The sequence below is a fragment of the Methylobacterium sp. FW102-HT35C08 genome (assembly GCF_058790235.1).
On the sequence record NZ_JBYTCL010000002.1, the window covers coordinates 5,962,707 to 5,987,562 of the forward strand.

Genomic DNA, 24,856 nt, shown 5'->3' on the forward strand with positions numbered 1-24,856 from the left:
CGCCGTCTCGTTCCCCGTCCCTGACGCGGCGGCGGGGAACCGATTTTTAGCCGGCCTGGCCCTGGCGGTTGGCTGCCCGGACAGCTACATGTCGGTGGCGGGGCTGCAGAGTTCGTCAGGAGCACTATCCCCGGGGCCTTATCGACTCCCTCGGGAGCTGTCCCTGGCCTCGTCCCTGGACTTGGCCAACACGGCGCCCACCTACGCTGTAGGTTTCCCGGGATCGATCCTCCAACGGCTCACGTGGCTCCGCACCCGACTTCTCCCGATACCGTCTCTCCCGACGTGGCGCGCAAGGCGGAACTCCGGCGCGGGGCCCTCGCGGCGCGCGACGCGCTCGACCCGGCCGCGCGGCAGGCCGCCTCGGCGGTGATCGCCCGGGCGCTGCTCGCGCTGCCCGAACTCACCGATGCCCGCCTGGTCGGGGCCTTCTGGCCGATCCGCAGTGAGGTGGATCCGCGTCCCGCCGCCGAGGGCCTGCTCGCCCGCGGGCAGGCCGTGGCGCTCCCCCATGTGACGCCGGAGGGCCTCGTCTTCCGGGAGTGGCGCCTGGGCGAGGCCCTGGTCGCCGGCCGCTTTGGCCTGAGCGAGCCGGATCCCGCGCTGCCCCCCGTCGATCCCGACGCCCTGATCGTGCCCCTCGCGGCCTTCGACCGGACCGGTCAGCGCATCGGCTACGGTCGCGGCTACTACGATGGCGCGATCACGCGACTGTCGCGCCATCGGCCGATCCTGACCGTCGGGATCGGGTTCGCCGCCCAGGAGGTCTCGGACGTGCCCGCCGAGCCGCACGACCGGCCGCTGCGTTTCGTGATCACGGAAGCGGAGGTCATCCGTTTCGACAGGATGGCCTGACCCATGCGCCTGCTCTTCCTCGGCGACGTCGTCGGCCGCTCGGGCCGCAATGTGGTCTGCGAGCGCCTGCCGCGCCTGCGCGAGCGCTGGCGCCTCGACTGCGTGGTGGTGAACGGCGAGAACGCGGCCGGCGGCTTCGGCATCTCCGAGACGATCTGCGACGAGCTGATCCAGGCCGGCGCCGACGCCGTGACGCTCGGCAACCACAGCTTCGACCAGCGCGAGGCCCTGGTGTTCATCGCCCGCCAGCCCCGGCTGGTGCGCCCGGCGAACTACCCGCCCGGCACGCCCGGCCGCGGGGCGACGGTCATCGAGACGCAGGCGGGCGCGCGCGTCCTCGTGGTCAACGTCATGGGTCGGGTCTTCCTCGACGCGATGGACGATCCCTTCGCTGCGGTCGAGCGGGAGCTCACCGCCTGCCCCCTCGGCGCGGCGGCCGACGCCGTGGTGGTCGACGTCCACGCGGAGGCGACCAGCGAGAAGCAGGCCTTCGGCCATTACCTCGACGGCCGCGCGAGCCTCGTGGTCGGGACCCACACCCATACTCCCACCGCCGACCACCGGATCCTGCCTGGCGGCACGGCCTACATGTCGGATGCCGGCATGTGCGGCGATTACGACTCGGTCATCGGCATGCAGAAGGACGAGCCGATCCGCCGCATGATCCAGAAGACGCCGGGATCCCGCTGGGAGGTCGCCATCGGCGAGGGAACGCTCTGCGGGATCGCCGTCGAGACCGACGCGCGCGGCCTCGCCACCCGGGTCGCGGCCCTGCGCCTCGGGCCGAATCTCGAGGAGAGCGCGCCGCACTTCTGGGATTAGCGTGTCCTTCGCGTGACTTGATCGCGTGCTAGCCTGCCCCCACAGTGGCCGCGACGGGCGCCGCCGGCGGCCGCATCTCGAGATTAGGCTAAAGCGATCGATGGCCGCCCGCGATACCGGCGAAGTCAAGAGAGAGCCGCTGGCACGGCCCGGGATCTATCTCGGGCGGATGCTGATCTTTTTGATCCTCGTCGGCTTCCTAGCCTTCATCTTGTTCAAGCAGATCACGCCGGCCTTCCTGGCCAATCCCGGACTCAACGGGCTTATCCTCGGCGTGCTGCTGATCGCGGTGCTGATCGCCTTCGGCCAGGTCATCCGGCTGTTCCGCGAGACCAGCTACGTCAACGCCGTGGCGCGCGGCGCCCAGGCCAAGCGGCCACCGGCGCTCCTGGCCCCCATGGCGCCGATGATCGCGGCGCGGGCCGCCGGGACGACCCTTCCGGGGACCGCCGGCTATCTCGACACGATCGCGGTGCGCCTCGACGAGGGCCGCGAGATGCTGCGCTACATCGCCGGCATCCTGATCCTGCTCGGCCTGCTCGGCACGTTCTGGGGCCTCATCGACACGCTCTCGGCGGTGGGCGGTGTGATCAAGGGGATGCGCGGCGGCGGCGATGCCGGGGTGATGTTCGACGAGCTGAAATCCGGCCTGGCCGTGCCGCTGTCGGGAATCGGCCTCGCCTTCTCGGCCTCATTGTTCGGCCTCGCCTCCTCGCTGATCACCGGCTTCCTGGAACTGCAGGCGGGCCAGGCCCATGCCCGGTTCCACAACGAATTGCAGGACTGGCTGATGTCCGGCGAGACTTCCGCCGAGGCGGGGGTCGTGGTGGCCCGGCCGGCCGCCGGCACGCAGGAGCTGAAGGACGCGATCGATCGCCTGAGCGCCCTGGTGGCCGAGGGCGGGGGCAGCCGCGCTGCCACGCTCGCCATGACCAACCTCGCCGAGGGCATTCAGGGCCTCGTCCAGCACATGCGCGCCGAGCAGCAGATGATCCGCGACTGGGTCGAGGCGCAGGCGAGCCGTGAGCGCGAGCTGAAGCAGGTGCTCGACCGGCTCGGCCGGGAGCGGGTGTAGTGGCCTCCACGGCGACCCGCACGCGGCGCACGCTCAATGTCTGGCCCGGCTACGTCGACGCGCTGGCGACGCTGCTGCTGTCGGTGGTGTTCCTGCTCACGATCTTCGTCGTCGGCCAGTTCTTCCTGTCTCAGGAACTCACCGGCCGGGACGAGACGCTGGTCAGACTCAACCGGCAGATCGCCGACCTGACCGATCTCCTCGCCCTGGAGCGCTCGAACCGTCGCAGCCAGGAGGACGAGGCCCGGAATCTCCGCACGACGCTCGCCGGCGTCGAGGCCGAGCGCGACCAGGCCAAGTCCCAGGCCGAGGCCGCGACGGTCAGCCAGGGCGCGGCGGGTGCTCTCGATAAGCAGCTCGAGGCCGAGCGGGGCGCGACCAAGCGGGCGCTGTCGCAGGTCGATCTGCTCAACGAGCAGATCAGCGCCATGCGCCGCCAGCTCGCAGCCCTGGAGGACGCCCTCGCGGCCTCCGAGAGCCGTGACCGGGAATCTCAGGCGCGCATCGCCGAGCTCGGAAGCCGGCTGAACGTCGCGCTGGCCCAGAAAGTCCAGGAACTTGCCCGGTACCGGTCGGACTTCTTCGGACGCCTTCGCCAGATCCTCGGCAACCGCCCGGATATCCGCGTGGTCGGCGACCGCTTCGTGCTGCAATCCGAGGTGCTGTTCCCCGCCGGTTCCGCGACCCTGAAGCCCGAGGCCGGCCCCGAACTGGACCGCATCGCCGGCGCCATCGCGGACCTCGCCAAGCAGATCCCGGCGGATCTGCCCTGGGTGCTGCGGGTCGACGGCCATACCGATGCCCGGCCGATCAACACGTCGCAATTCCCGTCCAACTGGGCCCTCTCGGCCGCCCGCGCCATCGCGGTGGTGCAGTATCTGGCCGGCAAGGGGATCCCCGCCCAGCATCTCCTGGCCGGCGCCTTCGGCGAGTTCCAGCCGCTCGATGCCGGCACCACCGAAGAGGCCTACGCCCGCAACCGCCGGATCGAGATGAAGCTCACGGAGCGCTGAAGCCGTTCCTGGGGCGCCTTGAAACGATCGATGACGGGACGCTGATGGCGGGCCGGGGTTGGGACATTCCCTCCGCGACCTCATCCTGAGGCGCCGGAGCGCAGCGCAGGCCTCGAAGAAGGCCCCGAGCCAGCCGCGCCGTCCCTGGAGCCCTTCTACGAGGCCCGCTGACGCGGGCACCTCAGGATGAGGGCGAGGACGGGGGAGGAGCCGGTTATCGCGGCTCGCCCGTACGCTCCTTGCCCGCGCAGCGTCTCGCAAGGCCGAAGCTGGCGACCCACGCCGCCACTCGATCTCATGGGTCGGGCCGTTCGCATGTTTCTGCAGATTGGCAGATAGTATTTGTCTGGCCAGTCTCCCCTGGCGGGAAGAGATCTCTCGCGAAATCTGGTCCGCTCCTGCGGGCAATGAGCAAATCGCGCTGGACAACAACAAGAGTAAAACCGGAAAAAGCTTTGCGCTCCGGCTCTCTGCCAGCACCCATATAAAATTAACTCTGCGTTATCCTTGATGCCGCAGGGTGCGGGCGATCCGAGGAGGGTGGGATCGATGTCGAATCGCAACGTATCAACGTGCCCCGACGGGCGAACGGCGCCCGAACTCTGCGGGACGACGTCTTTCGAGACGGCCACAATGGAACGTGGTCCTGAGAAGGCCAGCGCGCAGGCCGAAGCCGTCGCGGCGGCCATGCGGGTTTTCGAGGACGGGTTGATCCGCCTGCGGGCGGTCGAGGCGGCGGCCGCTCCCGCCCATGATCTCTTGGCGGGCGAGGACGTGAGCGGCCTGCTGGCCGCGATCGCCGGACAGACCGGCCTGATGGCCCTCCGAGCCTCGATCGCGGCGGCCCGCAACGGCGAGACTGGGCGCGGCTTCGCGGCTGCCGCCGCGGAGGTGAAGGATCTGGCCGGGCAGATGGCCAGGGCCACGGACACGCTGGTGTCGCAGGTCGGCCGCATTCAGGCCGCGGCCCAGCGGTCGCACGACAAGGCCGATGCGATGCGGCGCGCGCGCGCCTGAAGGCCTTGAGGGCGGCCTCAGCCGGCGAGCGCTTCCTTGTAGGCGAACAGGCCGGGCGTCCCGCCCGTCATCAGGAACAGCACGGACGACCCTGCCGGGTACAGGCCGGCCCGGACATCGTGCAGCAGGCCCGCGAAGGCCTTGCCGCTGTAGACCGGGTCGAGGAGCTTGCCCTCCGTCCGTGCCATGAGCCGAACCGCCTCGAGCATGCCGTCGGTGGGGATGCCGTAGCCCGGCCCGCGATGCGTGCCGTCGAGGTTGATGTCCTGCGGCGACACGCGCCGCTCGGACCCGATCAGCGCGAGCGTGGCGTTCGCCTTCTCGAGCACTTCTGCGCGGGCGCGCGTGTCCTCGGCGAGCACCGCGAAGGATTTGGCCAGCGTCGTGTCGAGGCCCATGGCGGCGAGGCCCGCCACGAGGCCGGCATGGGTGCCGGCGCTGCCGTTCGCCGTGACGATCTGCGCGAAGCTCAGACCCAGCTGGTCCGCCTGAGACAGGATCTCCGCGGCGCAGTTCGCGTATCCCAGGCAGCCGGTCGGGCTCGAGCCGCCGGACGGGAAGGTGTAGACCCGGCGGCCCTGGCCCCGAAGCTCTGCGGCCCGCGCCTCGGCGGCCGCCAGGGAATCCGCGTCGCCCGGCAGCTCGTGAACCGTGGCCCCGAACACGTCGTCGAGCAGCCGGTTGCCGTTGCCGGTATAGTCCGGATCCTGGCGCGGCACGCTGCGTGTCAGGAACAGCTCGCAGGCGAGGCCTGCCTGCGCGGACGCGGCCGCGGTGAGCCGCGCGTGGTTCGACTGGATGGCGCCGACCGTGACGACGGTGTCGGCGCCCTCCGCTCGGGCCGCGCCGAGCAGGTATTCGAGCTTGCGCAGCTTGTTGCCCCCGAGCCCGATCCCCGCCAAGTCGTCGCGCTTCACGAAGATCCGCACGCCGTTGAGGGTGTCGCCGAGATGGCGCGTCAGCCCGTCCAGGGGCTCGATCGGCGTCGGCTGCGTCAGCAGCGGCAGGCGCGGGAAGCGGGCGAGGTCGAACGTCGGCATCGCAACAGTCCTACACGGTGGGGCCGTGCCTGTCGCGGTGCAGCGCGCCTCATTCTGCCGCCGGCAGACGCTCGCCGCGCGTTCGCGGCTCCTTGCCCCGGGCGGTCTCATCCAGCGCGTCGGTGAATTGCAGGTTCGCCAGCTGCGCGTACAGCGCGCCCTGCGCCAGCAGGGTCTCGTGGGTCCCGGTCTCGACGATACGGCCGTCGTCGAGCACCAGGATACGGTCCGCAGCACGAATCGTGGCCAGCCGATGTGCGATCACCAGGGTGGTGCGTCCCTGCATCAGCGTGTCGAGGGCGGCCTGGACGGCGCGCTCGGATTCGGCGTCCAGCGCCGAAGTCGCTTCGTCGAGGAGCAGGATCGGCGCGTCCTTGAGAATGGCCCGCGCGATGGCGACGCGCTGCCGCTGGCCGCCCGAGAGCGTCACGCCGCGCTCGCCCACCTGGGTCGCGTAGCCCTGCGGCAGGGCGGTGATGAAGCCGTGCGCGTTGGCGAGCTCGGCCGCGCGCCGGACCTCCGCCTCTGCGGCCTCGGGGCGGCCATAGCGGATGTTCTCGCTGACGGTCCCGGAGAAAACCACCGGGTCCTGCGGAACCAGGGCGATGCGGGCGCGCAGGTTCTCGGGATCGACCTGCGTGATATTGGCTCCGTCGACCACGATCCGGCCGGCCTGGGGATCGTAGAAGCGCAGGAGCAGCTGGAACACCGTCGACTTACCGGCCCCGGACGGCCCCACGATGGCGATGCGCTCGCCGGGCGCGGCCGCGAAGCTGAGGCCGCTGAGGGCGGCGTGTTCCGGGCGGGTCGGATAGGCGAAGCGCACATCCTCGAAGGCCACGGCCCCCCGCGCAGGGTCGGGCAGCGGCAGGGCCGGCGACGGCGCGCGGATCGCGGGTTCGGCGGCGAGGATCTCGGTGAGGCGCTCGGCCGCCCCGGCCGACATGGCGAGGTCGCCGTAGACCTCGGAGAGCTGGCCGAGGGCGCCCGCGCCGAAGACCGCGTAGAGCACGAATTGCGAGAGTTCGCCGCCTGTCATCGTATGGTTGAGGACGCCCTGGGCGCCGTACCACATCACCCCGACCACCGACGCGGAGATCAGGAAGATCGCGACGCCGGTCAGCAGGGCCCGGGCGCGGATCGAGGCGCGGGCGGCCGCGTAGGCGTCCTCGGAGGCGGCCGCGAACCGGGCCGCAGTCGTGGCCGAGCGACCGAAGGCCTGCATGGTCCGAACCGCCCCGACCGCCTCGGCGGCGTAGGCGGAGGCATCGGCCAAGCGGTCCTGCGCGGCGCGGGAGCGCCGCCGCACGCCGCGGCCGGAGAAGATCAGCGGGAACACGATGACCGGGATGGCCGCCAGCACCATCACGGAGAGACGCGGGCTCGTGATCACCATCATGGCGGTGGCGCCCACGAACAGGAACAGGTTGCGCAGCAGGATCGAGACCGACACGCCGAAGGCCGACTTGATCTGCGTCGCGTCCGCCGTGAGGCGCGAGACGATCTCGCCGGACTGGGCCCGGTCGAAGAAGGCCGGATCCAGCTGCGTCAGCCGCGCGAACACGGCGCTGCGCAGGTCAGCCACCACGCGCTCGCCCAGCGTCACCACCGTGTAGACGCGCGCCGCGCTCGACAGCGCGAAGGCCGCGACAACGCCCAGCAGCGCGAGGAAGTAGGCATCGATCACGCCCGAGCCGTCGGCCGTGAAGCCGTGGTCGATCACCCGGCGCATGGCGATCGGCACGACCAGCGTCGAAGCGGAAGCGCAGACGAGGGCTATGAGGCCGGCGACGATTCGCCCGCGATAGTGCAGCGCGAAGGGCAGCAGCGGCCGGAGCGCGCTGAGCGGGGCTTTGGGCCGGCCTTCCGCGGCCGCCTTGGGTCTACGGGCCATCACGCCTCACGTGTCAGTCGTTCTCCCGGTCCGCGGCGCTTGTGACCGGGGAGAGCCTGCGGTATACGCCGCCGCTCATCCGATTGCGTGTGTTCAATGGCCGCGGGCCGCCACCACGGTCGGCTTGGACGTGCCGTTGCCACGAACCCACGGTTCGGTGCAACCGGTGATATCTTCCGCATTCCGGGTCGGGCGGCGCCTCCTGCGCTTCCCGCCGGCGTGCCAGATCAGGGACGACAGGTCATGGCGAAGGACGCGGCCGCGAAGGCCAAGGGGACCGAGCACCCCGACTACCACTTCATCAAGGTCGTTATGACGGATGGTACCGAGTACCAGACCCGTTCGACCTACGGGAAGGAGGGCGACACCCTCAATCTCGACATCGATCCGCTCACCCACCCGGCCTGGACCGGCGGCGAGCAGAAGATGCTCGACCGCGGCGGCCGTGTCTCGCGCTTCAACTCGCGCTTCGGCAACCTCGGCAAGCGCTGAGATCCAGACGGATTGGGCGCTGCGCCTTCGGCGCGGCGGCGACAGGACGGGCGGTCTCCGCGTGAGGCCGCCCGTTTTGCGTTGCGCGCCCGGTCGGTGTGGCGGCCGTCCTCAGCAGATGCCCGCTGAGGACGGGTGTTGCATCCGATCATGCCCGGACGCGGTCAGCCCTCGGCCATGCGGAACGCCATCCGCAGGAGTCCCTGCTGCTGCGCGACCGGGCTCTCGACCGGAGCCGGGGTCGGCCGGTCCTCGGTGATCAGCACGTCGAGGTGCAGAATGCGGGTGTGCAGCCGCCGCGCCCGCAGGATCAACTGCTGGAGCCGCACCGGCAGCAGGGTGAAATCCTGCGGCTTCGGCGGCTCGGTACTGCCGAGCTTGACCCGGTGCTTCTCCAGGAGCGCCTCGGCCGGGGTCATCTCGCCCTCGGCGACCGCGCGCTGCACCAGCAGCCAGGAGGCGATCTGCATCAGCAGCGTCGTCAGGCGCATGCTCTCGGCCGCGTAGCTCAGCGTCGCGTCGCGGGAGACGAGACGCGACTCGTCGCGGCCCTCGCCGTCGAGATAGGCGGCGGTCTCCTCGACGAGCGTCATCCCCTCGCGAAACAGCGTCTTGAAGGCTTCGGAATTGACGTAGGACTTACCGAAATCGACCCAGTCCTGATCGTCCCGGAACGTGACATCGAAGCCGTTCATTCTGCCTCTCCTGTGCCGTCCGACGGCCTGTCCGTCCGGATTTGGGACGCTCCGTCCGTGGCTTTCCGACGACGGGGCAATCTTAGCGCCGATCGGCGGCGACATCAGGGTTCATCGTTTTTTAACCTTAATGGGCCGCTTCCGTCTGCACATATAATCGTCGGCGGCGGATGCCAGCGCTCAGAACGAGGCGCGGACGCCGCCGAATACGCTGCGACCATTGCCAGGATAGAACGCCGCCAATGCGCCCGCACCGCCGGCCGTCGCGGCGGCGTTGGCGACCACCGCGATGTCCGACACGTAGCGCGCATCCGTGAGATTGCGGGCATCCACGAACAGCGAGACGCCGTTGGCGAAGTCGATCCCGGCCTCGATCCCGAGGAGCGCGTAGCCCGGCACCCGGAGGGTGTTGGCGTGATCGGCAAAGGCGCCCTGCGGTACCCAGTCGAGGGCCGGAGCGATGTGGAAGCCGCTCGGGTGCCGGTAGCTGAGGACGGTGCGCAGGACATCCGGCGGAATGCCCGCGATGCGGTTGTTGCCGAAGACCGGATCGCGGACGAAGCGGAAGTCGTTGTGGGTCCAGACCTGCGTCAGGCTCAAGCCGTCGCCGGCCGCGGCGAGGTCCCGGGCGACATCGAGCGTGACGGCTGCCTCGACGCCCTGGTGGATCGAGCGCGGCGTGTTGAAGGTGGCGGCCGGGATGTTGAGGCCGGGATTGGTCGAGAAGTTGATCAGCTCGTTGCGCAGGTCCGACCGGTAGAGGGTCACGTCGAAGGCGAGGCGGTCGATCCGGCCGCGGGCCCCGACCTCGTAGGTCCAGGCCCGCTGGGCCTGAAGCGGGACGAAGGTTGTGTTCAGCAGGTTCTGCTGCACGAGGTCGGAAAAGTCCGGCACGTCGCGGGACCGGGTCACGTCGCCGAAGACCTGCAGGTCGGGCAGGGGCTGCCAGAGCAGGCCGATCTTCGGGTTGATGCCGGAATAGGTCAGGTCGGCGAAGCGCGGCGTCACGTTCCCGGGCACGCCGCCCTTGTCGCTGAAGGTCCGGTTCGACGAGAACGCCTTGGCGCCCGTCATCAGCGCCACGTCCGGCAGGAACCAGAACCGGTTCTCGCCATAGGCCTCGTAGCTCGACGCGCTCTGAAGAGAATTCAGCGTCTGGGCGCCGCGCTGGCCGCGGATGTTGACGAACTGGAGCGCCGAGTTCTGGCCCGCATAGGCGCGCAGGCCCAGGACGACGTCGTCGCGGTAGCCGCCGAGATCGAACGTGCCGGCCCAATGCGGGCTGATCCCGTAGGTCCAGCCGTCCTGGTCGATGGCCTGGAAGATCGGATGATACAGGCTCTTGTGGATCGCCCAGGTGTCCACGTCGAGCTTCCCGACATCGAGCAGGAACGAGGTGCGGTTGGCGATCCGCTCCGTCTCGACCTTGCGCGACTGGTTGCCGGTGATCGCGGCGGGGTTGGCGAGCGTCGGGGTGGTCAGGCTCTGGCCGAGGGTCAGGCTGCCCGGCAGCTTCTGGTCGGTGATGTAGGTGCCGAGATAGAAGCGGGTCTCGATATCGGGCGCGATCCGGTAGCCGATATTGGCGTTGAAGTTCCGGGTCGCCTGCGCCTCGTGGGCGCGGAAGCCGTCGGAATTCGTGAGCGTCGCGTTGACCAGCACGTCGAGCGGCCCGTCGATGCGGGACATCTGCGCCTGCTCGCGGATCGTGCCGAAGCTGCCGCCGTCGAGACGCAGGATGTTGGGCGCCAGTGCCGTGTAGGCGGTCGGCGTGCCGAAGTTGATCGCGCCGCCGAGCGTGGTCGCCCCGAAGGTGAGGGCGTTGCCGCCCTTGTAGACCTCGACCGAACGCAGGGCGAGCGGATCGATCTGGTAGAAGTCGCCGCTGCCATCCGCGAGGTTGAACGGGATGCCGTCCTGCAGCAGCTCGATGCCGCGCAGGTGAAAGTTCCGGGCGACGCCGGAGCCGCGCACCGACAGGCGCAGCTCCTGCCCGTAGCGCTCCTGCACGTAGACCCCGGGCACGTCCTTGAGGACGTCGCGGATGGTGTTGGCGTAGCGATCCTGGATCGTGGCGGCGTCCACGAAGGCCACCGAGCCGACGGTCCCGTAGAGTGTCGCACGCTGCGTATCGACGCTCGGCACCGAGAGCGAGCCGCGCGCTTCCCCCGGCAGCGGGCCGGTCGGCGTGGCGCTGCCGACCACGCTGAGTTCGGGGAGGGCGACCGCCGCCGGCGCGGTCTGACTACGCGCGGCGAGCGGCACCGCGCAGGCGAGGAGGGTGAGTGCGGCGCGGCGGCCGACCCGGGTTAGGCGGGGCATGGGTGGAAATCCGTGTCTGGCGATCGGGAGAGGCGGGCGATCGATCAGACGGCGGGGGGGCGCGGGCTCCGAGACCGGGACGGGGCGGCGCCCGCGGCATGGTTAGGCAATGCGCCCGCGCTCCCGGCGCCGCGACGCGGATCGGACGCCGAGTGACCGCGTCCGGTTCGGGTGCGGGGAGGGCGGCAGGACCGGCGGCGTGGCAGAATGTGCAGCAGGTCAGATGGCCGTGGGCCGGCAGGTGCGTCTTGTCCGGCGCCGACCCGTGCGCGCCGCCATCGGCGAGGCACAGGACGTGGTCGGGCCCGAGCGCGGCGGCCATCGCCATGCCGCCGAGCACGATCTGGAGCACCAGGGCGTAGAGAACCAGGACCGCCAGGAGCAGGCGGCCCGGTCCGCGTCCGGATCGCAGTCGCGGCAGCACGACGGGCGCCCACTCCCGCGCGGCGAGGGGCGTCGGGCCCGCGGGCCCGCTTCTGGCAAGAACCGGAGCCGTCATGGTCGGCCGCTCGGCGGGGCGTCCAGAGACGCTAGTGCTGGTGCTGGTGCTGCCCGCCCGGCGACGCCGCACCGATCGGCGCAACCGAGAAGGTCACCGGCACGGAGCCGGCGCGCTGGAAGGTCAGCGTGCCCGACACGCTCTCGCCGGCCTTCGGCGCCCCGGTGAGCCCCTCGAACATGAGATGGTAGCCGCCGGGCTTCAGCTCGACGGTCTCGCCGGGCTTGATCGTCAGGCCGCCGGAGACCGGGGCCATCTTCATGACGCCGCCCTCCATCGACATCGAGTGGATGTCCCCCGACTTGGCGAAGGGCACGGCGGCACCGGTGAGCGTATCGGGCGTGCTCCCGGTATTGGTGATCCGGACATAGCCGCCCGCCACCTTGGCGCCGTTCGGCGTCGCCCGGAGCCAGGGCGTCTCGATGGTCAGGTCGCCGGCCTTCACGGGCGCCGATGCGGCGGGACCCGCCGCGGGAGCCGCCATCGCCCCGCCCATCTGTGCGACCTGAACAATGCGGAACGCGGGAGCGGCGGCCTTCAGGTCATGGGCGTCCTGACCGGGCTTCGGCACCTCGGTCCAGGAATAGCCGCCCTCCGAACAATCCTGCTGCACGGGGACGTAGACCGTCGCGCCCGGCTCGAACGTGTCGGCCACCTGCGCCAGGAAGGTGAACTCGTCGACTTCGTCGTCCGGCAGGGAGCCGCCGCTCCAGGTGATCGCCGTCACCCCCTCCGAGGCGGTGCCGTGATGGGTCGTGTAGGTCTTCGCGTAGGCGCCGCGCGCGGTTGCCAGCGTCCAGCCGGGCTTCGGCATCGGCTTGGCGCCGATCAGCCCCTCCGGGATGGTCACGCTCACCCGGGTGGTCGGCTTGCCGCTGCAGCCGTGCATGATCTGAACGACGCCGCGATACGACGCGCCGGGGCTCGCCTGCTTGCGCTCCAGCACCGCGTGGGCCTGCGCCGCGGAGGCGAGCAGGCCGAGCCCGAGGGTGGCCGAGACAAAGGTCTTCATGGGAATGCATCCGTCCTGAGAGATCCGAGGGGGGGTATCGCTCAGGCGGCGGGGGGACCTCGCGGTGACGCAATGCCGCCGGGCGGGGCGCGGGCGCGCGGCCCGTCGGTCGTCGCCCAGATTGGGCGCGCGGCCGCAGCAGTCGTCCACACGATGACGGCCGAAACCGCCCGCGCCGGAAGCGCCGTGGCGGAAGCCTGCGCGGCCGTGCAGCAATCGCCGTGGCCGTGCGGCAGGGCCTTGCCCGGCGCCGCGTCGCTCGCGGCATGCTGGGCGCACAGTCCGTCGGCCGCGGCCGGGACCGGCATCAAACCGCCGAGGAAGGCCTGGAGCACGAAGGCGTAGAGCGCCAGCACGGCGATCGCCGCCCGCAGAAAAGCGGCCGGAGGTCGGTCACGTCGATCCGTGGGGGACGGGCCGGCTCTCATGCTGCTCCCGCGAGTCGTCCGGTCCGGACGGCTATGGCATCAATGCCACACCGGTATGGCCTTGGCTGTTGCCAGCGTGCCGCACCGGGATGCTGCGTGCGCTAGCGCACCGCGATGCCACATTCCGGCCCCTTCGATAAGGGTTCTTAACGTCAGACCGACACCGTGGCGTCCGAGACAATCCGCTCCCGCCACATTCTGACGTACTCCGGACCAGAGCCAGCGACCGATGCGCATGAAGGCACAAAACCGGTTCACCACCCTCCTGAGCGTCGCCGCTCTCGGCGTGCTGGGCGTTGGCGCCGCCGAAGCCCGCGACCAGGGCAACTACGCCCAGGCCGAATGGGCGCAGGACTACGCCTCACCCGCCGCCATGCAGGTGCAGCGCGAGACGGTTCCGATTCTCTCGCCCCAGACGGTCTCGGCCACCGAGCAGATGGTCGAGCGCTATAAGGACATCGTCGGCCGTGGCGGCTGGAAGCAGGTTTCCGGCGCCGACCACCTGCGGATCGGCTCGCGCGGCCCGGCCGTGGCGGCCGTCCGCCAGCGCCTGATCGTCACCGGTGACCTCGATCCGGCGGCCGGCGGCTCGGGCGTGTACGATTCCTACGTCGCCGCCGGCGTGAAGCGCTTCCAGGCCCGCCACGGCCTCAGCCAGACCGGCACGATGAGCCTCGCCACGCAGCAGGCCATGAACGTCCCGGCCGAGGTCCGGCTGCGCCAGCTCGAGACCAACGTCGTGCGCCTGCGCTCCTACTCGGGCGACCTGGGCCGGCGCTTCGTGATCACCAACATCCCGGCGGCCCTGGTCGAGACCGTCGAGAACGGTCAGGTCGTGACGCTGCACGCCGCGGGCGTCGGCAAGATCGACCGGCAGTCGCCGATCATGAACACCAAGGCGACCCAAATCAATTTCAACCCGACCTGGACGGTCCCGGCTTCCATCGTGAAGAAGGACCTGATCCCGAAGATGCAGAAGGATCCGAACTACCTCACGGACAACCGGATCCGCATCCTGTCGAACGGTCAGGAGATCTCGCCGAAGTCGGTCAACTGGTTCTCCGACGAGGGCACCCGCTACACCTACCGGCAGGATTCGGGCGCCGATTTCAACTCGATGGGCATCGTCCGCATCAACATCCCGAACCCGTACGGCGTGTTCATGCACGACACGAACACCAAGGGCGTGTTCGGCGACGATTTCCGCTTCATCTCGTCGGGCTGCGTTCGCGTGCAGAACGTGCGCGAGTACATCACGTGGCTGTTGAAGGACACGCCCGGCTGGGATCGCCAGAAGGTCGAGGAGGCGATCGAGAGCGGCAAGCGCGTCGATGCCAACATCGCCCAGCCGGTGCCGGTCTACTGGACCTACATCACCGCCTGGTCGACCCCGGACGGCCTCGTGCAGTTCCGCGACGACATCTACAAGCGCGACGGCGTGAATGTGCCTTCGACCATCGGCGCCCCGACCCCGGTTGCCAGCGCCGAGCCGATGCCGCAGTCGTTCGAGCCCGGCGACGAGGAGTAGGCGTCCCGCGCGCCGCGGAGTTCTTCGAGCCCGATACCGATAGGCCGCGGCCCGCATCCTCCAGCAGGATGCGGGCCGCGCGCGTTTCGGGGACCGCCGTCTTTACCCGTTCGTCGCCGAGCCGTTCGAGCGCTACCCGGAGACGAAGAAGAGCTGGGCCAGGATACCCTCAACCCATATCTGTACGGCGCGGCGCCCGGACGATCTCCCGCCGGTCGCCCATCGCGTCACGGTCGAGGGCACGGACGAGTACGGCTGGCCGATCCGGAGCTGCGCCGTCCTCAAGGTCGCGGGCGAGCGCGGGCGCAGCTCGTCGCACGCGCGCGTGACCTCAGGCCGCGAGCTGTCGCGTGCCGTGGCTGCCTTCCTGGATCTCCTCGATGATCTTCGCGCAGAAGGCGTCGAGGTCGCCCGGGTTGCGGCTCGTCACAATGCCGTGGTCGGTCACGACTTCCTTGTCGTGCCAGCGGCCGCCGGCGTTGATCACGTCCGTGCGGATCGAGCTGAACGAGGTCAGGTCGCGGCCCTTGGCCGCGCCGACCTCGATGAGCAGCCACGGCGCGTGACAGATTGCGGCGACGACCTTGCCGGATGTCAGGAAGCTCTTGATCACCTCCAGCGCCTTCGGCTCGAGCCGCAGCTTGTCGGGGTTGATCTGGCCGCCGGGCAGGACCAGCGCGTCGTAGGCGGACGGATCGACCTGCTCCAGGTCGGTGTCGACCGCGACCTCCTTACCCCAGTCGGTCTTGTCCCAACCGCGGATCGTGCCCTTGCTCTGGCGGGATTGCGGGGCCGCGACGGTGACCTTCGCATCGGCCTGAGACAGCTTGGATTGCGGAACCGTCAGCTCGGCTTCCTCGAAGCCGTCGGTCGCCAGGATCAGGATCTTGGCCTGCTTGATGTCGGGCATGGCGGGTGTCCTTCGTTGCGGGAATGTGCCCGACCAACGGAAGGCCGATCACCCCGTTCCCGCGGTCAAACGGCGGTTGAGGCTGGAGCGGGCGGGCCAAGGAACCGCCGGGAGCGCGGTCCGTTAGTGACCATCCCCTCACGCATCAGGAGTCGCGCCATGGCCAATCCCGGCCTGCCCGAACCCACGCCCGGCGATCTGCCGCCTGTGCCGCCCACGCCCGACGAGGAGCCGGATATTGGCCCGACCGGTCCGCGCACGCCCTATCCGGTCAACGATCCCGGCATCGGCGAGCCCGGCGGCCCGGGTTCCGAACCCGACATCTTCCCGGGGACGCCGACCGATCCTGGGACGCGGATGTGACCCGCGAACAGCGGTAAGAGTCAGTGGCCGCCGTGCGAGGTGCGAACGTCGCGGGGGGCGTTGAGGATCTCTGAGAGGCTCGTCACGACGTGGCGAGCCTCTTCGTCCGTCAGACGAAGCTGGAAGGGCGGCAGCGCTCCGGCCTGCAGGGCGACCACCGCCTGACCCTCGTCGTCGGTGCCGATCTCGATGGCCGAGGAGGTCACTTCAAGCATAGCGACCTCCTCGTCGCCCATCTCATCTCCGACATCCGGCTCCTCGGTATCGTCGATCGCCGTGAGAAGCTGGCCGACGGCGCGCACCAGGGCGCGCGCGGCGCGGGCATCCATCACCACCGCCGTCGCCTGATCATCCTTCTGGAAAGAGAGCTGGATGTTCGCACCGTCCAGCGAGACCGAGATGCCTGCCATGTACCGTCCAGAGCCACGTGCCTTAACTGCTTGAGCGCATTCCGTATATGCATCGTGAATGCCGAGAATCACAGGGGGCGGCGCGCCTCGGGGGCGCTCGCGATCCGGCCTGCGACGCAGATGTTGCGTCCGAATTGCCTTGTTGCGGCCGCAGCCGATCCCTAAATACGTCCTCGGGGGGCTTACCCACCGAGACCGACGCTTTAAGGGTCCGGCATCTCGCGCCCCGCCACACTGGCCAAACCCCAGAAAGACCTTGGCGCATCACGCGGCTCATTTGTCGCGCGGGTGGCCTATGGACGAACGAGGTACACTACGTGAATACCGGCACTGTGAAGTGGTTCAATGAGACCAAGGGCTACGGTTTCATCCAGCCCGATGATGGCGGCAAGGACGTGTTCGTTCACATCTCGGCCGTCGAGCGCGCCGGGATGCGCAACCTGATCGAAGGCCAGCGGATCACTTACGAGATCCTCACCGACAAGCGCAGCGGCAAGGACGCCGCCGGCAACCTGCAGGCGGCCTGACCGTCCCGCAGGTCTGAAAGACCCTCACAGGCCTCCCGCTGCGCCCTGCGTGCGGAGGGAGACCGTCCCGCGGATTTGCGCTTGTGAGGGATCCTGAACCGGCCGCGCGATGCGGTTCCCCCTTCCGACGCTTCCATGCCGGACGAGACCGTTCGGTATCCGGTCGCGTCGGAGGCAACATCCCAGAAACGACGCCGGGCGGCGTAAAACGTCCGGTCCAGAAAAGAAAAGACCAGATTCATGATGTTCGAATACACACGGCGCCGCGGCGTCCATTCCCCCGTCACCGATGCGCCGACCTTCCGGGTGGGCAAGCTGGCGCGGGCCAAGACCACGGACCAGACCGGGGCCGATATCAGCCACCTGATCGACCGGTCCTACAACTACCATTCCCCTCGGGAACTGCACTGGCATCTCGCCGAGCGCCTCGGCCTCGCGCCTGGCGCGGTCATGCTCCGCGAGTCCGCGGCAGCCTGACGGTCAAGACGTCGCGGCGAGTCTCGCGACCGATCGCTTCCCGCTCATCACGCCATCATTCCGGGGCGCCGCAGGCGAGCCCGGAAGCCATAAGCGCCGCGGTTGCTGAAACCGTGGCGCCTCGGCGTGCCTTGATCCCGGGCTCCGCTGCGCGGCGCCGGGATTCCGCCTATCCCGAATGACGAGATAGGATCGCGGTCGTCACCCGGCGTGATTGGGCCTTAGCCGACTTAAGAGGCGTCCCGCGCGTCAGCGGCCCCAGGCCGCCAGGACGGGATCGCGCAGCACCACCGGAGCGGCGAGCAGCTCGCCGTGAACCGGATCCGGGCGGTTATAGGGTGTGGCGTCACCGTTGAAGTCGCACACGATTCCGCCGGCCTCGCGCAGAACGAGGTCGGCGGCCGCGAGATCCCAGTCGCGGGCATGGCCGGAGATCATCCCGACATCGACGGTCCCGTCGGCCACGCGCGCGAGCCGCAGGGCGAGCGACGGGATCCGCGCGACCACCGAGAAATCCGGATCCGGGCCGGCGCCGCGCGTGAGGCGGTCGAGCATCGGCTTCGGCCCGGTGATGCGTGCGCCGGGCAGGCTCTGCCGGCCATCGACTTGGATCGGTTCGCCGTTCCGGGTGGCGCCCCGCCCGCGCACCGCTTCGTAATCCGCACTGCCGGCCGGCGCGTGGACGAAGCCGATCAGCGGCTGGCCCCTGGAGAGCAGGGCGACCGCGATCGCCCAGTCGGGATGGCCTGACAGGAAGGCGCGGGTCCCGTCGATCGGATCCACGATCCAGACGAGGTCGTGGCCGATGCGCGCCGGATCGTCGGCCGTCTCCTCCGAGAGCCAAGCCGCCTGCGGGACGAGGCTGCTCAGCCGGACCTTCAGGAAGGCGTCCACCGCGACGTCGGCCTCGGTCACCGGCGAGCCGCCCGCTTTCGACCAGATCCGCGCGGAGGTCTGGCCGCCGAGCCTGAAGAACGGCCGCGCGATCTCGGCAGCCTCGCGCATGACCGCGCGCAGGTCCGGCATGAGGGCGGAGACGGCGTCGTCGGTGAGAGGCTCGGACATCGCGCTCCGCATGGAATCGGTCTGGCCCCGCAGGGGGCCTCGTTGCGCCGTCCATCCGGCTGAGCGGATGTCGGGGCCCGGCTGGGCTGAGAGAACCGGGCGCGGGAGGGCCGCGCATCCGGCCGCTCCGTTGTACGGCGCCTCCCGCAGCGCCACAAGGATGTTGGTTGATCGATCGATAATGATCGAACAGCGCAAGGAAGTGTTGAGCATTCAAGGAAGCATTGAGCATTCCGCAAATGACAGCGCTGTCCAGATTCGCTTAACGACGGCTCTTAAGCGGTGCGGAGGAGTTCGGGTGCGATTTTGCTTGGCATAACGGACGGCCCGACAGGGGTCGCCACTTGATCCAGGGACTCGGACCGATGAACACTTCGCCGATCGCGGATGAACGTCGCACAGGACAGCCGATGCTTGATGCGGACATCGCGCTCTGTTTCACGGCTTCGCCGCTCCCGGTGATCGGCCGGACGTCCGGCGCCCGCCGGGCCGCCGGCATCGCACTCGCCTACGCGGCCGAGGATGCCGAGATCACCGGGACCGACCGGTTCACGCTGATCCTCGTCGACGCGGACGGCCACGCGCTTCATCGCCTCGGCAGCTTCGACGAGGACGACGTCGTCGCCGTTTGGCGCGACATTGCGGGCCGGGCCGGGCTGGTGCGGATGATCGTGCGGGAGGACGGCGTCCTCGTGCCGGTGTCCCAGCAGATCGGCCGTCTGATCCTCGGTCAGGTACGCATCCGCCGCCGCCATGCCGGGCTCGGCGCCCGCCGCCCGCGCTTCCTGGCCCGCCGCAAGACCGGCCGGTTGCCGGCCCGGCCGCAGATCTTCCGCGGCGAGAACGAGATCATCGCCCGCACCTGACGGTCTCCGCAGGCCTCAGAAGAGACCACGCAGCAACGCGTCGGCAGCGAGGCCGACGAACAGGATCAGGCCCGCATCCCGGTTCGACCGGAACAGGGTGAGCGCTCCGCGCCCGTCGCGCTCCCGCAGCGACACGACCTGCCAGGCGAGATGCCCCGCGAAGGCCGCAACGCCAAGGTAACCCACGATACCCGCGCTCGCGCCTCTGGCCGCCAGCAGGATCAGGATTGCCGCCAGGGCGTAGCACAGCCCGACGGCGCCTTTGACACGCCGGCCGAACAGCCGGGCCGAGGACCGGATCCCGGCGATCTCGTCGTCCTCGATGTCCTGAACCGCGTAGATCGTGTCGTAGCCGATGACCCAGCACAGCGCGCCCGCGTAGAGCAGCAGCGCCGGCGGATCGAGGCGGGCGAACACCGCCGCCCAGCCCATCAGCGCGCCCCACGCGAAGGCCAGGCCCAGAATTGCCTGCGGCAGCGGCATGATGCGCTTCATGAACGGGTAGATCGCCACCGGCACGAGGGAGCACAGCCCGATGAGGATCGCCTCCTCGTTGAACTGCACCAGCACCGCGAGCCCGATCAGCGCCTGGACCACCAGGAACACGGCCGCGTGGCGCGGCCGCACCTGCCCCGAGGGGAGGGGGCGCAGGCGCGTGCGCTCGACCTGAGCGTCGAGGTCGCGATCGGCGATGTCGTTGTAGGTGGAGCCCGCCCCACGCATCGCCACCGCCCCGATCAGGAACAGCAGGCAGTGCCAGGGGTCCGGGAAGGGCTGTTCCGCGGCGATCGCCGCCAGCGCGGCCGACCACCAGCAGGGCAGGAGCAGCAGCCACCACCCGATCGGCCGGTCGATGCGCGCCAGGCGCAGATAGGGCCGCCAGGGACGTGGCGCGAACCGGTCGACCCAGTGCCCGCTCACGGCGTCCGCCGGCCGCCCGTCGTCAATCGCCGTCCTGCTCATCGCTCGGATCTCCGGTCGCCGCACTAGAGGCCCCCTCCGCTGCAGAGGGGATCCGCGCCGGATCCGTGATCCTCTCAGACGATCTTACAGGGCGCCCTGCGGCAGCTTGAAGCTGCCGGTCAAGCCCGGACCGCCGAGCAGGCCGCCGCCATTGCCATTGGCCTGAGCCTGGGCCTGGGCGCGGGCCTGCGCCTCCATCTTTGTCGCCTGGGCGGCGACGCTGCAGATCTTGGTGCGGATACCGCTGACCTTCAGGTGGTCGGCCTTGAAGCCTTCGGCGAAGGAATCCGGGATCGAGCACCATTCCTTGTTGGCGGTGATCCACTTCAGGCCCTCAGCGCCGTTGGCCTGGAGCTTGCCGAACAGCGCGCAGGCTTCCTGCGGCGTCATCTTCTTCTTGGACTGCGAGGCCGCGTTGGCGCGGCCGACCAGCGCCTTGCGATCGGCGAGGGTCTTCTGAATGGCGCCGCATTCCGGTGTCGCGCTCTGCGCGGAGGCTGCGGTACCGAACAGAACGGTGCCGACCAGCACCGCGGCCCCCAGACTCAAGCTCCCCTTCGCCATTCCAAGACTCCCTCGACGCCCCTGCCGAATCCGCATGCGGCCGGCTCTCATCCGTTTCCCTGGGTTCGCCATAGGATTGTGGCGTCAATCAAGCGGCAAACCGGCTGTGCGATGCACTGGTGGACGAGGCGCGGAAAAGCCGCTCTCGTAACCTTTTGGCAACAGAGTGCGGGGACCTGTCCGCGTTGACACGCCCAGCGGGGCGGGCAACCACGCGCCGATGCCGGCCTACGACTTCACCGCTCCGCGCCTCTACGTCGCGTCCGATCTCGCCGCGGGCGTGATTCTGCCGCTCGACCGGGCGCAGGCGAATTACCTGCTCAACGTCCTGCGCCGTGGGCCGGACGATCCCGTTCTGGTCTTCAACGGTCGCGACGGCGAGTGGCGTGCGCACCTGATCCAGACCGGCCGCAAGGGCGCCGACCTGCACGTCGCGGCGCGCACGCGCCCGCAGCCTCGGCCCGCGGACCTGCACTACCTGTTCGCACCTCTGAAGAGCGCGCGCTTGGACTACCTCGCGCAGAAGGCGGTGGAGATGGGAGCCGGCACGATCCAGCCGGTGATCACCCGCTTCACGCAGGGCGAGCGGGTCAACATGGACCGGCTGCGCGCCAACGCGGTGGAGGCCGCGGAGCAATGCGGCATCCTGGCGATCCCGGACTGTCCGGAACCCCAACGCTTACCCGCGGTGCTGGCCGGCCTCGCGCCGGACCGTCTCCTCGTGTTCTGCGACGAGGACGCCCCGGTCGGCGATCCGGTGGCGGCCCTGCGCGGGGCGGGCGATCCGCAGGCGCCGCCGCCGCTCGCCGTCCTGGTCGGCCCGGAGGGCGGCTTCTCCGAGGACGAGCAGGCGCTGATTCGGGCCCGGCCCAACACCGTTGCGCTGTCGCTCGGGCCGCGGATCCTCCGGGCCGACACCGCCGCTGTCGCGGTGCTGACCCTGGTCCAGGCGGTTCTCGGAGATGCGCGCTGAAATGTCCGCCTGTCGGATCCATGTGTGCCGGCGCACATAAGGATGATTCGGCGGGCGATTGTCGCGCCGGATCAGACGTGAAGCGGGGCACCGGTCGGCGCCGCCGCGTTGTGGGTTCCCGGCGGCTCGACTATGTCCCTCACCGGACGCCGCCTGCGCCGCGGGCTCATCGGGGTCGGGGGCGGGTGTCAGCCCGAACCCCATTCGCGAGATTGGGTTTGCACCGGGCGGACCCGCCGAAGCAGTTCGGCGCGCCCTCTCCCAGGCACAGGTCAGACGCACGGGCAGGCAGCGCATGGCGCGCGACAGCAACGACACCACGCCGCTCACCGCGCGCGCCGAACTGATCGAGTGGTTCGCCGCCGGCGAGAAGCCGCGCGAGCGCTTCGCGATCGGCACCGAGCACGAGAAGATCCCGTTCTACCGGGAGACACGGGCGCCCGTGCCCTACGACGGCGAGCGCGGGATTCGTGCGCTGCTGGAAGGTCTCGGCCGCGAGACTGGCTGGGAGCCGATCCTCGATCTCGGCAACATCATCGGCCTGTCGGCGGAGGAGGGCGGCGCGATCTCGATCGAGCCCGGCGGTCAGTTCGAGCTGTCCGGCGCGGCGCTCCCCGACGTGCATGCCACGGCCGCGGAACTCGCCACCCATCTGGCGGCCGCGAAGCGGGCCGCGGATCCGTTGGGCATCGGGTTCCTCACTCTCGGCATGAGCCCCAAATGGCGCCGGGACGAGACCCCGGTCATGCCCAAGAGCCGCTACCGGATCATGGCCGGCTATATGCCGAAGGTCGGGTCGCTCGGCCTCGACATGATGCTGCGCACCGCCACCGTGCAGGTGAACCTCGACTTCGCCTCCGAGGCCGACATGGTGCGCAAGATGCGCGCCTCGCTGGCGCTGCAGCCGGTGGCCACCGCACTCTTCGCCAACTCCCCTTTCACCGACGGACGGCCCAACGGCTTCCTGTCGCGCCGGTCGGAGATCTGGCGCGACACGGATGCGGACCGCACCGGGATGCTGCCCTTCGCCTTCGAGGCGGGGTTCGGCTACGAGGCCTATGTCGACTGGCTGCTCGACATGCCGATGTACTTCGTCAAGCGCGGCGACACCTACCACGACGTTTCGGGTGCCTCGTTCCGCGACCTAATGGCCGGCAAGCTCGCGCAGCTTCCGGGCGAGTACGCGACGGTCTCGGACTGGGCCAACCACGCCTCGACCGCCTTCCCGGAAGTCCGCCTGAAGCGCTTTCTCGAGATGCGCGGCGCCGATGTCGGCGATCCCGGCATGATCGCCGCGCAGGCGGCCTTCTGGGTCGGACTGCTCTACGACGAATCAGCCCTCGGCGCCGCCCTTGACCTCGTGAAGGGGTGGAGCCCCGCGAACCGCGAGGCCGCGCGAGCCACGGCGCCGCGGCTCGGTCTCGCAACTCCGGTGGCCAACACGACGCTCGGTGCGGTCGCGGCCGAGGCCCTGGCCATCGCCCGGGCGGGTCTGCGCGCGCGGGGCCGCCGCGACGCCGAAGGGCGTGACGAGACGATCTACCTCCAGCCGCTCGAAGCCATAGTGGCGGCGGGCCGGACCCGGGCCGACGATCTGCTGGCCGATTACGAGGGACGCTGGGGCTCCTGCGTCCGCGCCGCCTTCTCGGAATGCGTGTTCTGATCGCGCTCCGAGCATGCAGGGGCCCAGGCGCGAATCCCTGAACGGACGTGCTATTGGAACGTTCTGAGGCCCGCTTCGGCCTCGCCGGGGGGCGTTCCATGATCCGTGTGACAACCATCTTTCTGGCCGCGATGGCTGCTGTGACGATCGCGGTCGGCCCGTGCCGGGCCGCCGACCCGGCCCCGTACAACGGGGCCGGTCGCTGGCACCATGGTCCCGAAGGCCGAATCGCCGGTACGGTGACGGCACGCGGCCGGCCGCAATACAGCTACTACGGCGAATACGGCTACCCGGCCCCATTCGGCTACGGCGTCGCCTACGCGCCGGTGCCGAGCCACGGGTTCGACACCGGGTATTACGGCCCGCGCTATGTCTGGTCCGCACCGGCCGGTTATTACGGCCCGGCCTTCGGCTACTACGAATGGTGAGGCCACCCGCTGGCATCGGCGGTCACGGGTCCCTATGACCGACCCGGAGCGGGCCTCTGCGCCGTTCCGGGAGCCAGCCGTTTGCGGAACGACGATCCGGACTGCATCGAGGTCGATCTCAGCGGGCTGAAATGTCCGCTGCCGGTGCTGCGCACCCGCAAGGCTCTCCGGGCGCTGAAGCCCGGCCAGACCCTCGCGGTGACCTGCACCGATCCTCTGGCGATGATCGATATCCCCAACCTCGTGCGTGAGGAGGGCGCGCGGCTCGATTCGGCCGAGCGCCTCGGCGAGACCGTGCATTTTCGCATGACTGCCTCCGTGAAGCCGCCGCATTCCTGAACGATCCGTCAGGATCTCGGAATGAGGTTGGGAACGGCATGGCACCACGGATCGGGGGCGTGCGCCTCGTGCACGACGGTTGGGCGCGCTATCTCGTGGCGGAGGTGATGCAGGAGGACGGGACCCGCATCACGCGCGAGATCGAGGATCACGGCCGGGCCGTGGCGGTGCTGCCCTACGATCCCGACCGGCGCGTCGCGACGCTGGTCTCGCAGTTCCGGGCTCCGGTGCTCTACGCCAGCGGCCCGTCGAGCCACCTCGAGGTGCCAGCCGGCCTCCTCGACGAGGGCTTGCCGGAGGACGAGGCGCGGCGCGAGGCCATGGAAGAGACGGGCTTACGCCTGGGGCAGCTCGATTTCGTCTCCAGCGCCTGGTCGATGCCGGGCATTTCAACCGAACGGATGGACCTGTTCCTGGCGGCCTATCGCGAGGCCGACCGGACCGGCGCCGGCGGCGGCTTGGCTTCGGAGAGCGAGGCCGTCGCCGTGCACGAGATCCCGCTCCCGGAACTGGCCGCAATGGGCCGGCGCGGCGCCCTCACCGACATGAAGTCGCTGGTGCTGCTGTTCGCGCTGCAATTGCGACGACCGGACCTGTTCGCCGAAGCGGGCTGAGA

Annotated in this window: 27 protein-coding genes and 1 other RNA gene; 17 read left to right on the forward strand and 11 right to left on the reverse strand. The window is 69.8% G+C overall.

From position 1 onward, the window contains the following. The first annotated feature begins 97 nt into the window (after positions 1 to 97). The 6 genes from ssrS (at position 98) to AC3WSN_RS28560 (ending at position 4,782) form a co-directional block, all read left to right on the forward strand. A non-coding RNA gene (ssrS, locus tag AC3WSN_RS28535) (6S RNA) lies at positions 98 to 254 on the forward strand. After that, complete coding sequence (locus tag AC3WSN_RS28540) at positions 244 to 855, forward strand: 5-formyltetrahydrofolate cyclo-ligase (protein ID WP_492542545.1); 612 nt, start codon at positions 244 to 246, stop codon at positions 853 to 855. The genes ssrS and AC3WSN_RS28540 overlap by 11 nt, the downstream gene beginning before the upstream one ends. 3 nt (positions 856 to 858) lie before the next feature. Beyond that, the gene (locus tag AC3WSN_RS28545) at positions 859 to 1,677 is read left to right on the forward strand and encodes a TIGR00282 family metallophosphoesterase (RefSeq protein ID WP_492542547.1); all 819 of its coding nucleotides are present in this window, start codon (positions 859 to 861) and stop codon (positions 1,675 to 1,677) included. A 100-nt stretch (positions 1,678 to 1,777) separates the two neighbouring features. Then, on the forward strand, positions 1,778 to 2,752 hold the full coding sequence (locus tag AC3WSN_RS28550; RefSeq protein WP_192706549.1) for a MotA/TolQ/ExbB proton channel family protein: 975 nt from the start codon (positions 1,778 to 1,780) through the stop codon (positions 2,750 to 2,752). Continuing rightward, positions 2,752 to 3,765 (forward strand): peptidoglycan -binding protein, encoded by a 1,014-nt coding sequence (locus AC3WSN_RS28555; RefSeq protein ID WP_192706550.1) that lies wholly within the window; start codon positions 2,752 to 2,754, stop codon positions 3,763 to 3,765. Before AC3WSN_RS28550 ends, AC3WSN_RS28555 begins: the two co-directional genes overlap by 1 nt. Before the next feature lie 633 nt (positions 3,766 to 4,398). Beyond that, entirely contained in the window at positions 4,399 to 4,782 is a 384-nt protein-coding gene (locus tag AC3WSN_RS28560; RefSeq protein ID WP_492542549.1) for a methyl-accepting chemotaxis protein, read from the forward strand. Between the two features lie 17 nt (positions 4,783 to 4,799). Here the strand turns inward: AC3WSN_RS28560 and AC3WSN_RS28565 are convergent, their stop codons facing one another. Together AC3WSN_RS28565 and AC3WSN_RS28570 are read right to left on the reverse strand one after the other, a co-directional pair. Further along, positions 4,800 to 5,822, reverse strand: a complete 1,023-nt coding sequence (locus AC3WSN_RS28565) for a D-cysteine desulfhydrase family protein (RefSeq protein ID WP_492542551.1) — start codon at positions 5,820 to 5,822, stop codon at positions 4,800 to 4,802. A 49-nt stretch (positions 5,823 to 5,871) separates the two neighbouring features. Continuing rightward, on the reverse strand, positions 5,872 to 7,716 hold the full coding sequence (locus AC3WSN_RS28570; RefSeq protein ID WP_492542553.1) for an ABC transporter transmembrane domain-containing protein: 1,845 nt from the start codon (positions 7,714 to 7,716) through the stop codon (positions 5,872 to 5,874). A 243-nt stretch (positions 7,717 to 7,959) separates the two neighbouring features. Here AC3WSN_RS28570 and rpmE point away from each other — a divergent pair, with 243 nt between their 5' ends. Then, complete coding sequence (gene rpmE, locus AC3WSN_RS28575) at positions 7,960 to 8,208, forward strand: 50S ribosomal protein L31 (protein ID WP_012322259.1); 249 nt, start codon at positions 7,960 to 7,962, stop codon at positions 8,206 to 8,208. A gap of 164 nt (positions 8,209 to 8,372) precedes the next feature. On the opposite strand, the gene rcdA is transcribed toward rpmE, so the two are convergent. The 4 genes from rcdA to AC3WSN_RS28595 form a co-directional block, all read right to left on the reverse strand. Beyond that, positions 8,373 to 8,903, reverse strand: a complete 531-nt coding sequence (gene rcdA, locus AC3WSN_RS28580; RefSeq protein ID WP_192706554.1) for a protease adaptor protein RcdA — start codon at positions 8,901 to 8,903, stop codon at positions 8,373 to 8,375. A 180-nt stretch (positions 8,904 to 9,083) separates the two neighbouring features. Beyond that, complete coding sequence (locus tag AC3WSN_RS28585; RefSeq protein WP_492542556.1) at positions 9,084 to 11,225, reverse strand: TonB-dependent receptor family protein; 2,142 nt, start codon at positions 11,223 to 11,225, stop codon at positions 9,084 to 9,086. Positions 11,226 to 11,755: 530 nt separating this feature from the next. Beyond that, on the reverse strand, positions 11,756 to 12,736 hold the full coding sequence (locus AC3WSN_RS28590; protein WP_492542558.1) for a copper chaperone PCu(A)C domain-containing protein: 981 nt from the start codon (positions 12,734 to 12,736) through the stop codon (positions 11,756 to 11,758). 41 nt (positions 12,737 to 12,777) lie between these two features. Beyond that, positions 12,778 to 13,164, reverse strand: a complete 387-nt coding sequence (locus AC3WSN_RS28595; RefSeq protein WP_492542560.1) for a hypothetical protein — start codon at positions 13,162 to 13,164, stop codon at positions 12,778 to 12,780. 229 nt (positions 13,165 to 13,393) lie between these two features. On the opposite strand from AC3WSN_RS28595, the gene AC3WSN_RS28600 reads away from it, so the two are divergent. Beyond that, entirely contained in the window at positions 13,394 to 14,692 is a 1,299-nt protein-coding gene (locus AC3WSN_RS28600) for a L,D-transpeptidase family protein (RefSeq protein ID WP_492542562.1), read from the forward strand. Between the two features lie 331 nt (positions 14,693 to 15,023). Here the strand turns inward: AC3WSN_RS28600 and AC3WSN_RS28605 are convergent, their stop codons facing one another. After that, complete coding sequence (locus AC3WSN_RS28605) at positions 15,024 to 15,602, reverse strand: type 1 glutamine amidotransferase domain-containing protein (RefSeq protein ID WP_492542564.1); 579 nt, start codon at positions 15,600 to 15,602, stop codon at positions 15,024 to 15,026. A gap of 159 nt (positions 15,603 to 15,761) precedes the next feature. On the opposite strand from AC3WSN_RS28605, the gene AC3WSN_RS28610 reads away from it, so the two are divergent. Then, positions 15,762 to 15,965: a hypothetical protein gene (locus tag AC3WSN_RS28610; protein WP_192706560.1), complete on the forward strand. Its 204-nt coding sequence runs from the start codon at positions 15,762 to 15,764 to the stop codon at positions 15,963 to 15,965. A 20-nt stretch (positions 15,966 to 15,985) separates the two neighbouring features. Here AC3WSN_RS28610 and AC3WSN_RS28615 read toward each other — a convergent pair whose 3' ends face one another. After that, the gene (locus tag AC3WSN_RS28615) at positions 15,986 to 16,375 is read right to left on the reverse strand and encodes a hypothetical protein (protein ID WP_492542566.1); all 390 of its coding nucleotides are present in this window, start codon (positions 16,373 to 16,375) and stop codon (positions 15,986 to 15,988) included. 317 nt (positions 16,376 to 16,692) lie between these two features. On the opposite strand from AC3WSN_RS28615, the gene AC3WSN_RS28620 reads away from it, so the two are divergent. After that, positions 16,693 to 16,902, forward strand: coding sequence for a cold-shock protein (locus AC3WSN_RS28620; protein WP_010682786.1), 210 nt, complete (start codon positions 16,693 to 16,695; stop codon positions 16,900 to 16,902). A gap of 240 nt (positions 16,903 to 17,142) precedes the next feature. Then, the gene (locus AC3WSN_RS28625; RefSeq protein ID WP_192706562.1) at positions 17,143 to 17,379 is read left to right on the forward strand and encodes an AsnC family transcriptional regulator; all 237 of its coding nucleotides are present in this window, start codon (positions 17,143 to 17,145) and stop codon (positions 17,377 to 17,379) included. A gap of 249 nt (positions 17,380 to 17,628) precedes the next feature. On the opposite strand, the gene AC3WSN_RS28630 is transcribed toward AC3WSN_RS28625, so the two are convergent. Continuing rightward, positions 17,629 to 18,444, reverse strand: a complete 816-nt coding sequence (locus AC3WSN_RS28630) for an inositol monophosphatase family protein (RefSeq protein ID WP_492542569.1) — start codon at positions 18,442 to 18,444, stop codon at positions 17,629 to 17,631. A 410-nt stretch (positions 18,445 to 18,854) separates the two neighbouring features. Here AC3WSN_RS28630 and AC3WSN_RS28635 point away from each other — a divergent pair, with 410 nt between their 5' ends. After that, positions 18,855 to 19,310 carry a DUF6101 family protein gene (locus tag AC3WSN_RS28635; protein WP_192706564.1) on the forward strand — a complete coding sequence of 152 codons (456 nt, stop codon included), beginning with the start codon at positions 18,855 to 18,857 and terminating at the stop codon, positions 19,308 to 19,310. 15 nt (positions 19,311 to 19,325) lie between these two features. On the opposite strand, the gene ubiA is transcribed toward AC3WSN_RS28635, so the two are convergent. Both ubiA and AC3WSN_RS28645 read right to left on the reverse strand, forming a co-directional pair. Next, positions 19,326 to 20,273, reverse strand: coding sequence for a 4-hydroxybenzoate octaprenyltransferase (gene ubiA, locus AC3WSN_RS28640; RefSeq protein ID WP_492542571.1), 948 nt, complete (start codon positions 20,271 to 20,273; stop codon positions 19,326 to 19,328). An 84-nt stretch (positions 20,274 to 20,357) separates the two neighbouring features. Next, positions 20,358 to 20,837, reverse strand: a complete 480-nt coding sequence (locus AC3WSN_RS28645; protein WP_192706566.1) for a hypothetical protein — start codon at positions 20,835 to 20,837, stop codon at positions 20,358 to 20,360. 220 nt (positions 20,838 to 21,057) lie between these two features. Here AC3WSN_RS28645 and AC3WSN_RS28650 point away from each other — a divergent pair, with 220 nt between their 5' ends. The 5 genes from AC3WSN_RS28650 to AC3WSN_RS28670 all read left to right on the forward strand — a co-directional run bounded on the left by AC3WSN_RS28650 (position 21,058) and on the right by AC3WSN_RS28670 (position 24,854). Next, positions 21,058 to 21,810 carry a 16S rRNA (uracil(1498)-N(3))-methyltransferase gene (locus AC3WSN_RS28650; protein ID WP_492542573.1) on the forward strand — a complete coding sequence of 251 codons (753 nt, stop codon included), beginning with the start codon at positions 21,058 to 21,060 and terminating at the stop codon, positions 21,808 to 21,810. Positions 21,811 to 22,105: 295 nt separating this feature from the next. After that, the gene (locus AC3WSN_RS28655) at positions 22,106 to 23,473 is read left to right on the forward strand and encodes a glutamate--cysteine ligase (RefSeq protein WP_492542575.1); all 1,368 of its coding nucleotides are present in this window, start codon (positions 22,106 to 22,108) and stop codon (positions 23,471 to 23,473) included. A 98-nt stretch (positions 23,474 to 23,571) separates the two neighbouring features. Then, positions 23,572 to 23,901, forward strand: a complete 330-nt coding sequence (locus AC3WSN_RS28660) for a hypothetical protein (RefSeq protein WP_492542577.1) — start codon at positions 23,572 to 23,574, stop codon at positions 23,899 to 23,901. A gap of 81 nt (positions 23,902 to 23,982) precedes the next feature. Next, a complete protein-coding gene (locus AC3WSN_RS28665) occupies positions 23,983 to 24,240 on the forward strand; it encodes a sulfurtransferase TusA family protein (RefSeq protein ID WP_492542579.1) in 258 nt (85 codons plus the stop codon). Between the two features lie 38 nt (positions 24,241 to 24,278). Continuing rightward, positions 24,279 to 24,854, forward strand: coding sequence for an NUDIX domain-containing protein (locus AC3WSN_RS28670; RefSeq protein WP_492542581.1), 576 nt, complete (start codon positions 24,279 to 24,281; stop codon positions 24,852 to 24,854). The last annotated feature ends 2 nt before the right edge of the window (positions 24,855 to 24,856 follow it).

Excerpts from the sequence above, each read along its gene's own strand:
- AC3WSN_RS28570 (WP_492542553.1), bottom strand. The coding sequence starts at position 7,716 with ATGGCCCGTAGACCCAAGGCGGCCGCGGAAGGCCGGCCCAAAGCCCCG.
- AC3WSN_RS28545 (WP_492542547.1), top strand. The coding sequence starts at position 859 with ATGCGCCTGCTCTTCCTCGGCGACGTCGTCGGCCGCTCGGGCCGCAAT.
- AC3WSN_RS28595 (WP_492542560.1), bottom strand. The coding sequence starts at position 13,164 with ATGAGAGCCGGCCCGTCCCCCACGGATCGACGTGACCGACCTCCGGCC.
- AC3WSN_RS28600 (WP_492542562.1), top strand. The coding sequence starts at position 13,394 with ATGCGCATGAAGGCACAAAACCGGTTCACCACCCTCCTGAGCGTCGCC.
- AC3WSN_RS28670 (WP_492542581.1), top strand. The coding sequence starts at position 24,279 with ATGGCACCACGGATCGGGGGCGTGCGCCTCGTGCACGACGGTTGGGCG.
- AC3WSN_RS28660 (WP_492542577.1), top strand. The coding sequence starts at position 23,572 with ATGATCCGTGTGACAACCATCTTTCTGGCCGCGATGGCTGCTGTGACG.
- AC3WSN_RS28565 (WP_492542551.1), bottom strand. The coding sequence starts at position 5,822 with ATGCCGACGTTCGACCTCGCCCGCTTCCCGCGCCTGCCGCTGCTGACG.
- rpmE (WP_012322259.1), top strand. The coding sequence starts at position 7,960 with ATGGCGAAGGACGCGGCCGCGAAGGCCAAGGGGACCGAGCACCCCGAC.
- AC3WSN_RS28585 (WP_492542556.1), bottom strand. The coding sequence starts at position 11,225 with ATGCCCCGCCTAACCCGGGTCGGCCGCCGCGCCGCACTCACCCTCCTC.
- ubiA (WP_492542571.1), bottom strand. The coding sequence starts at position 20,273 with ATGAGCAGGACGGCGATTGACGACGGGCGGCCGGCGGACGCCGTGAGC.
- AC3WSN_RS28650 (WP_492542573.1), top strand. The coding sequence starts at position 21,058 with ATGCCGGCCTACGACTTCACCGCTCCGCGCCTCTACGTCGCGTCCGAT.
- AC3WSN_RS28615 (WP_492542566.1), bottom strand. The coding sequence starts at position 16,375 with ATGGCAGGCATCTCGGTCTCGCTGGACGGTGCGAACATCCAGCTCTCT.
- AC3WSN_RS28635 (WP_192706564.1), top strand. The coding sequence starts at position 18,855 with ATGCTTGATGCGGACATCGCGCTCTGTTTCACGGCTTCGCCGCTCCCG.
- AC3WSN_RS28655 (WP_492542575.1), top strand. The coding sequence starts at position 22,106 with ATGGCGCGCGACAGCAACGACACCACGCCGCTCACCGCGCGCGCCGAA.
- rcdA (WP_192706554.1), bottom strand. The coding sequence starts at position 8,903 with ATGAACGGCTTCGATGTCACGTTCCGGGACGATCAGGACTGGGTCGAT.
- AC3WSN_RS28645 (WP_192706566.1), bottom strand. The coding sequence starts at position 20,837 with ATGGCGAAGGGGAGCTTGAGTCTGGGGGCCGCGGTGCTGGTCGGCACC.
- AC3WSN_RS28625 (WP_192706562.1), top strand. The coding sequence starts at position 17,143 with ATGATGTTCGAATACACACGGCGCCGCGGCGTCCATTCCCCCGTCACC.
- AC3WSN_RS28560 (WP_492542549.1), top strand. The coding sequence starts at position 4,399 with ATGGAACGTGGTCCTGAGAAGGCCAGCGCGCAGGCCGAAGCCGTCGCG.
- AC3WSN_RS28550 (WP_192706549.1), top strand. The coding sequence starts at position 1,778 with ATGGCCGCCCGCGATACCGGCGAAGTCAAGAGAGAGCCGCTGGCACGG.
- AC3WSN_RS28630 (WP_492542569.1), bottom strand. The coding sequence starts at position 18,444 with ATGTCCGAGCCTCTCACCGACGACGCCGTCTCCGCCCTCATGCCGGAC.
- AC3WSN_RS28605 (WP_492542564.1), bottom strand. The coding sequence starts at position 15,602 with ATGCCCGACATCAAGCAGGCCAAGATCCTGATCCTGGCGACCGACGGC.
- AC3WSN_RS28610 (WP_192706560.1), top strand. The coding sequence starts at position 15,762 with ATGGCCAATCCCGGCCTGCCCGAACCCACGCCCGGCGATCTGCCGCCT.
- AC3WSN_RS28590 (WP_492542558.1), bottom strand. The coding sequence starts at position 12,736 with ATGAAGACCTTTGTCTCGGCCACCCTCGGGCTCGGCCTGCTCGCCTCC.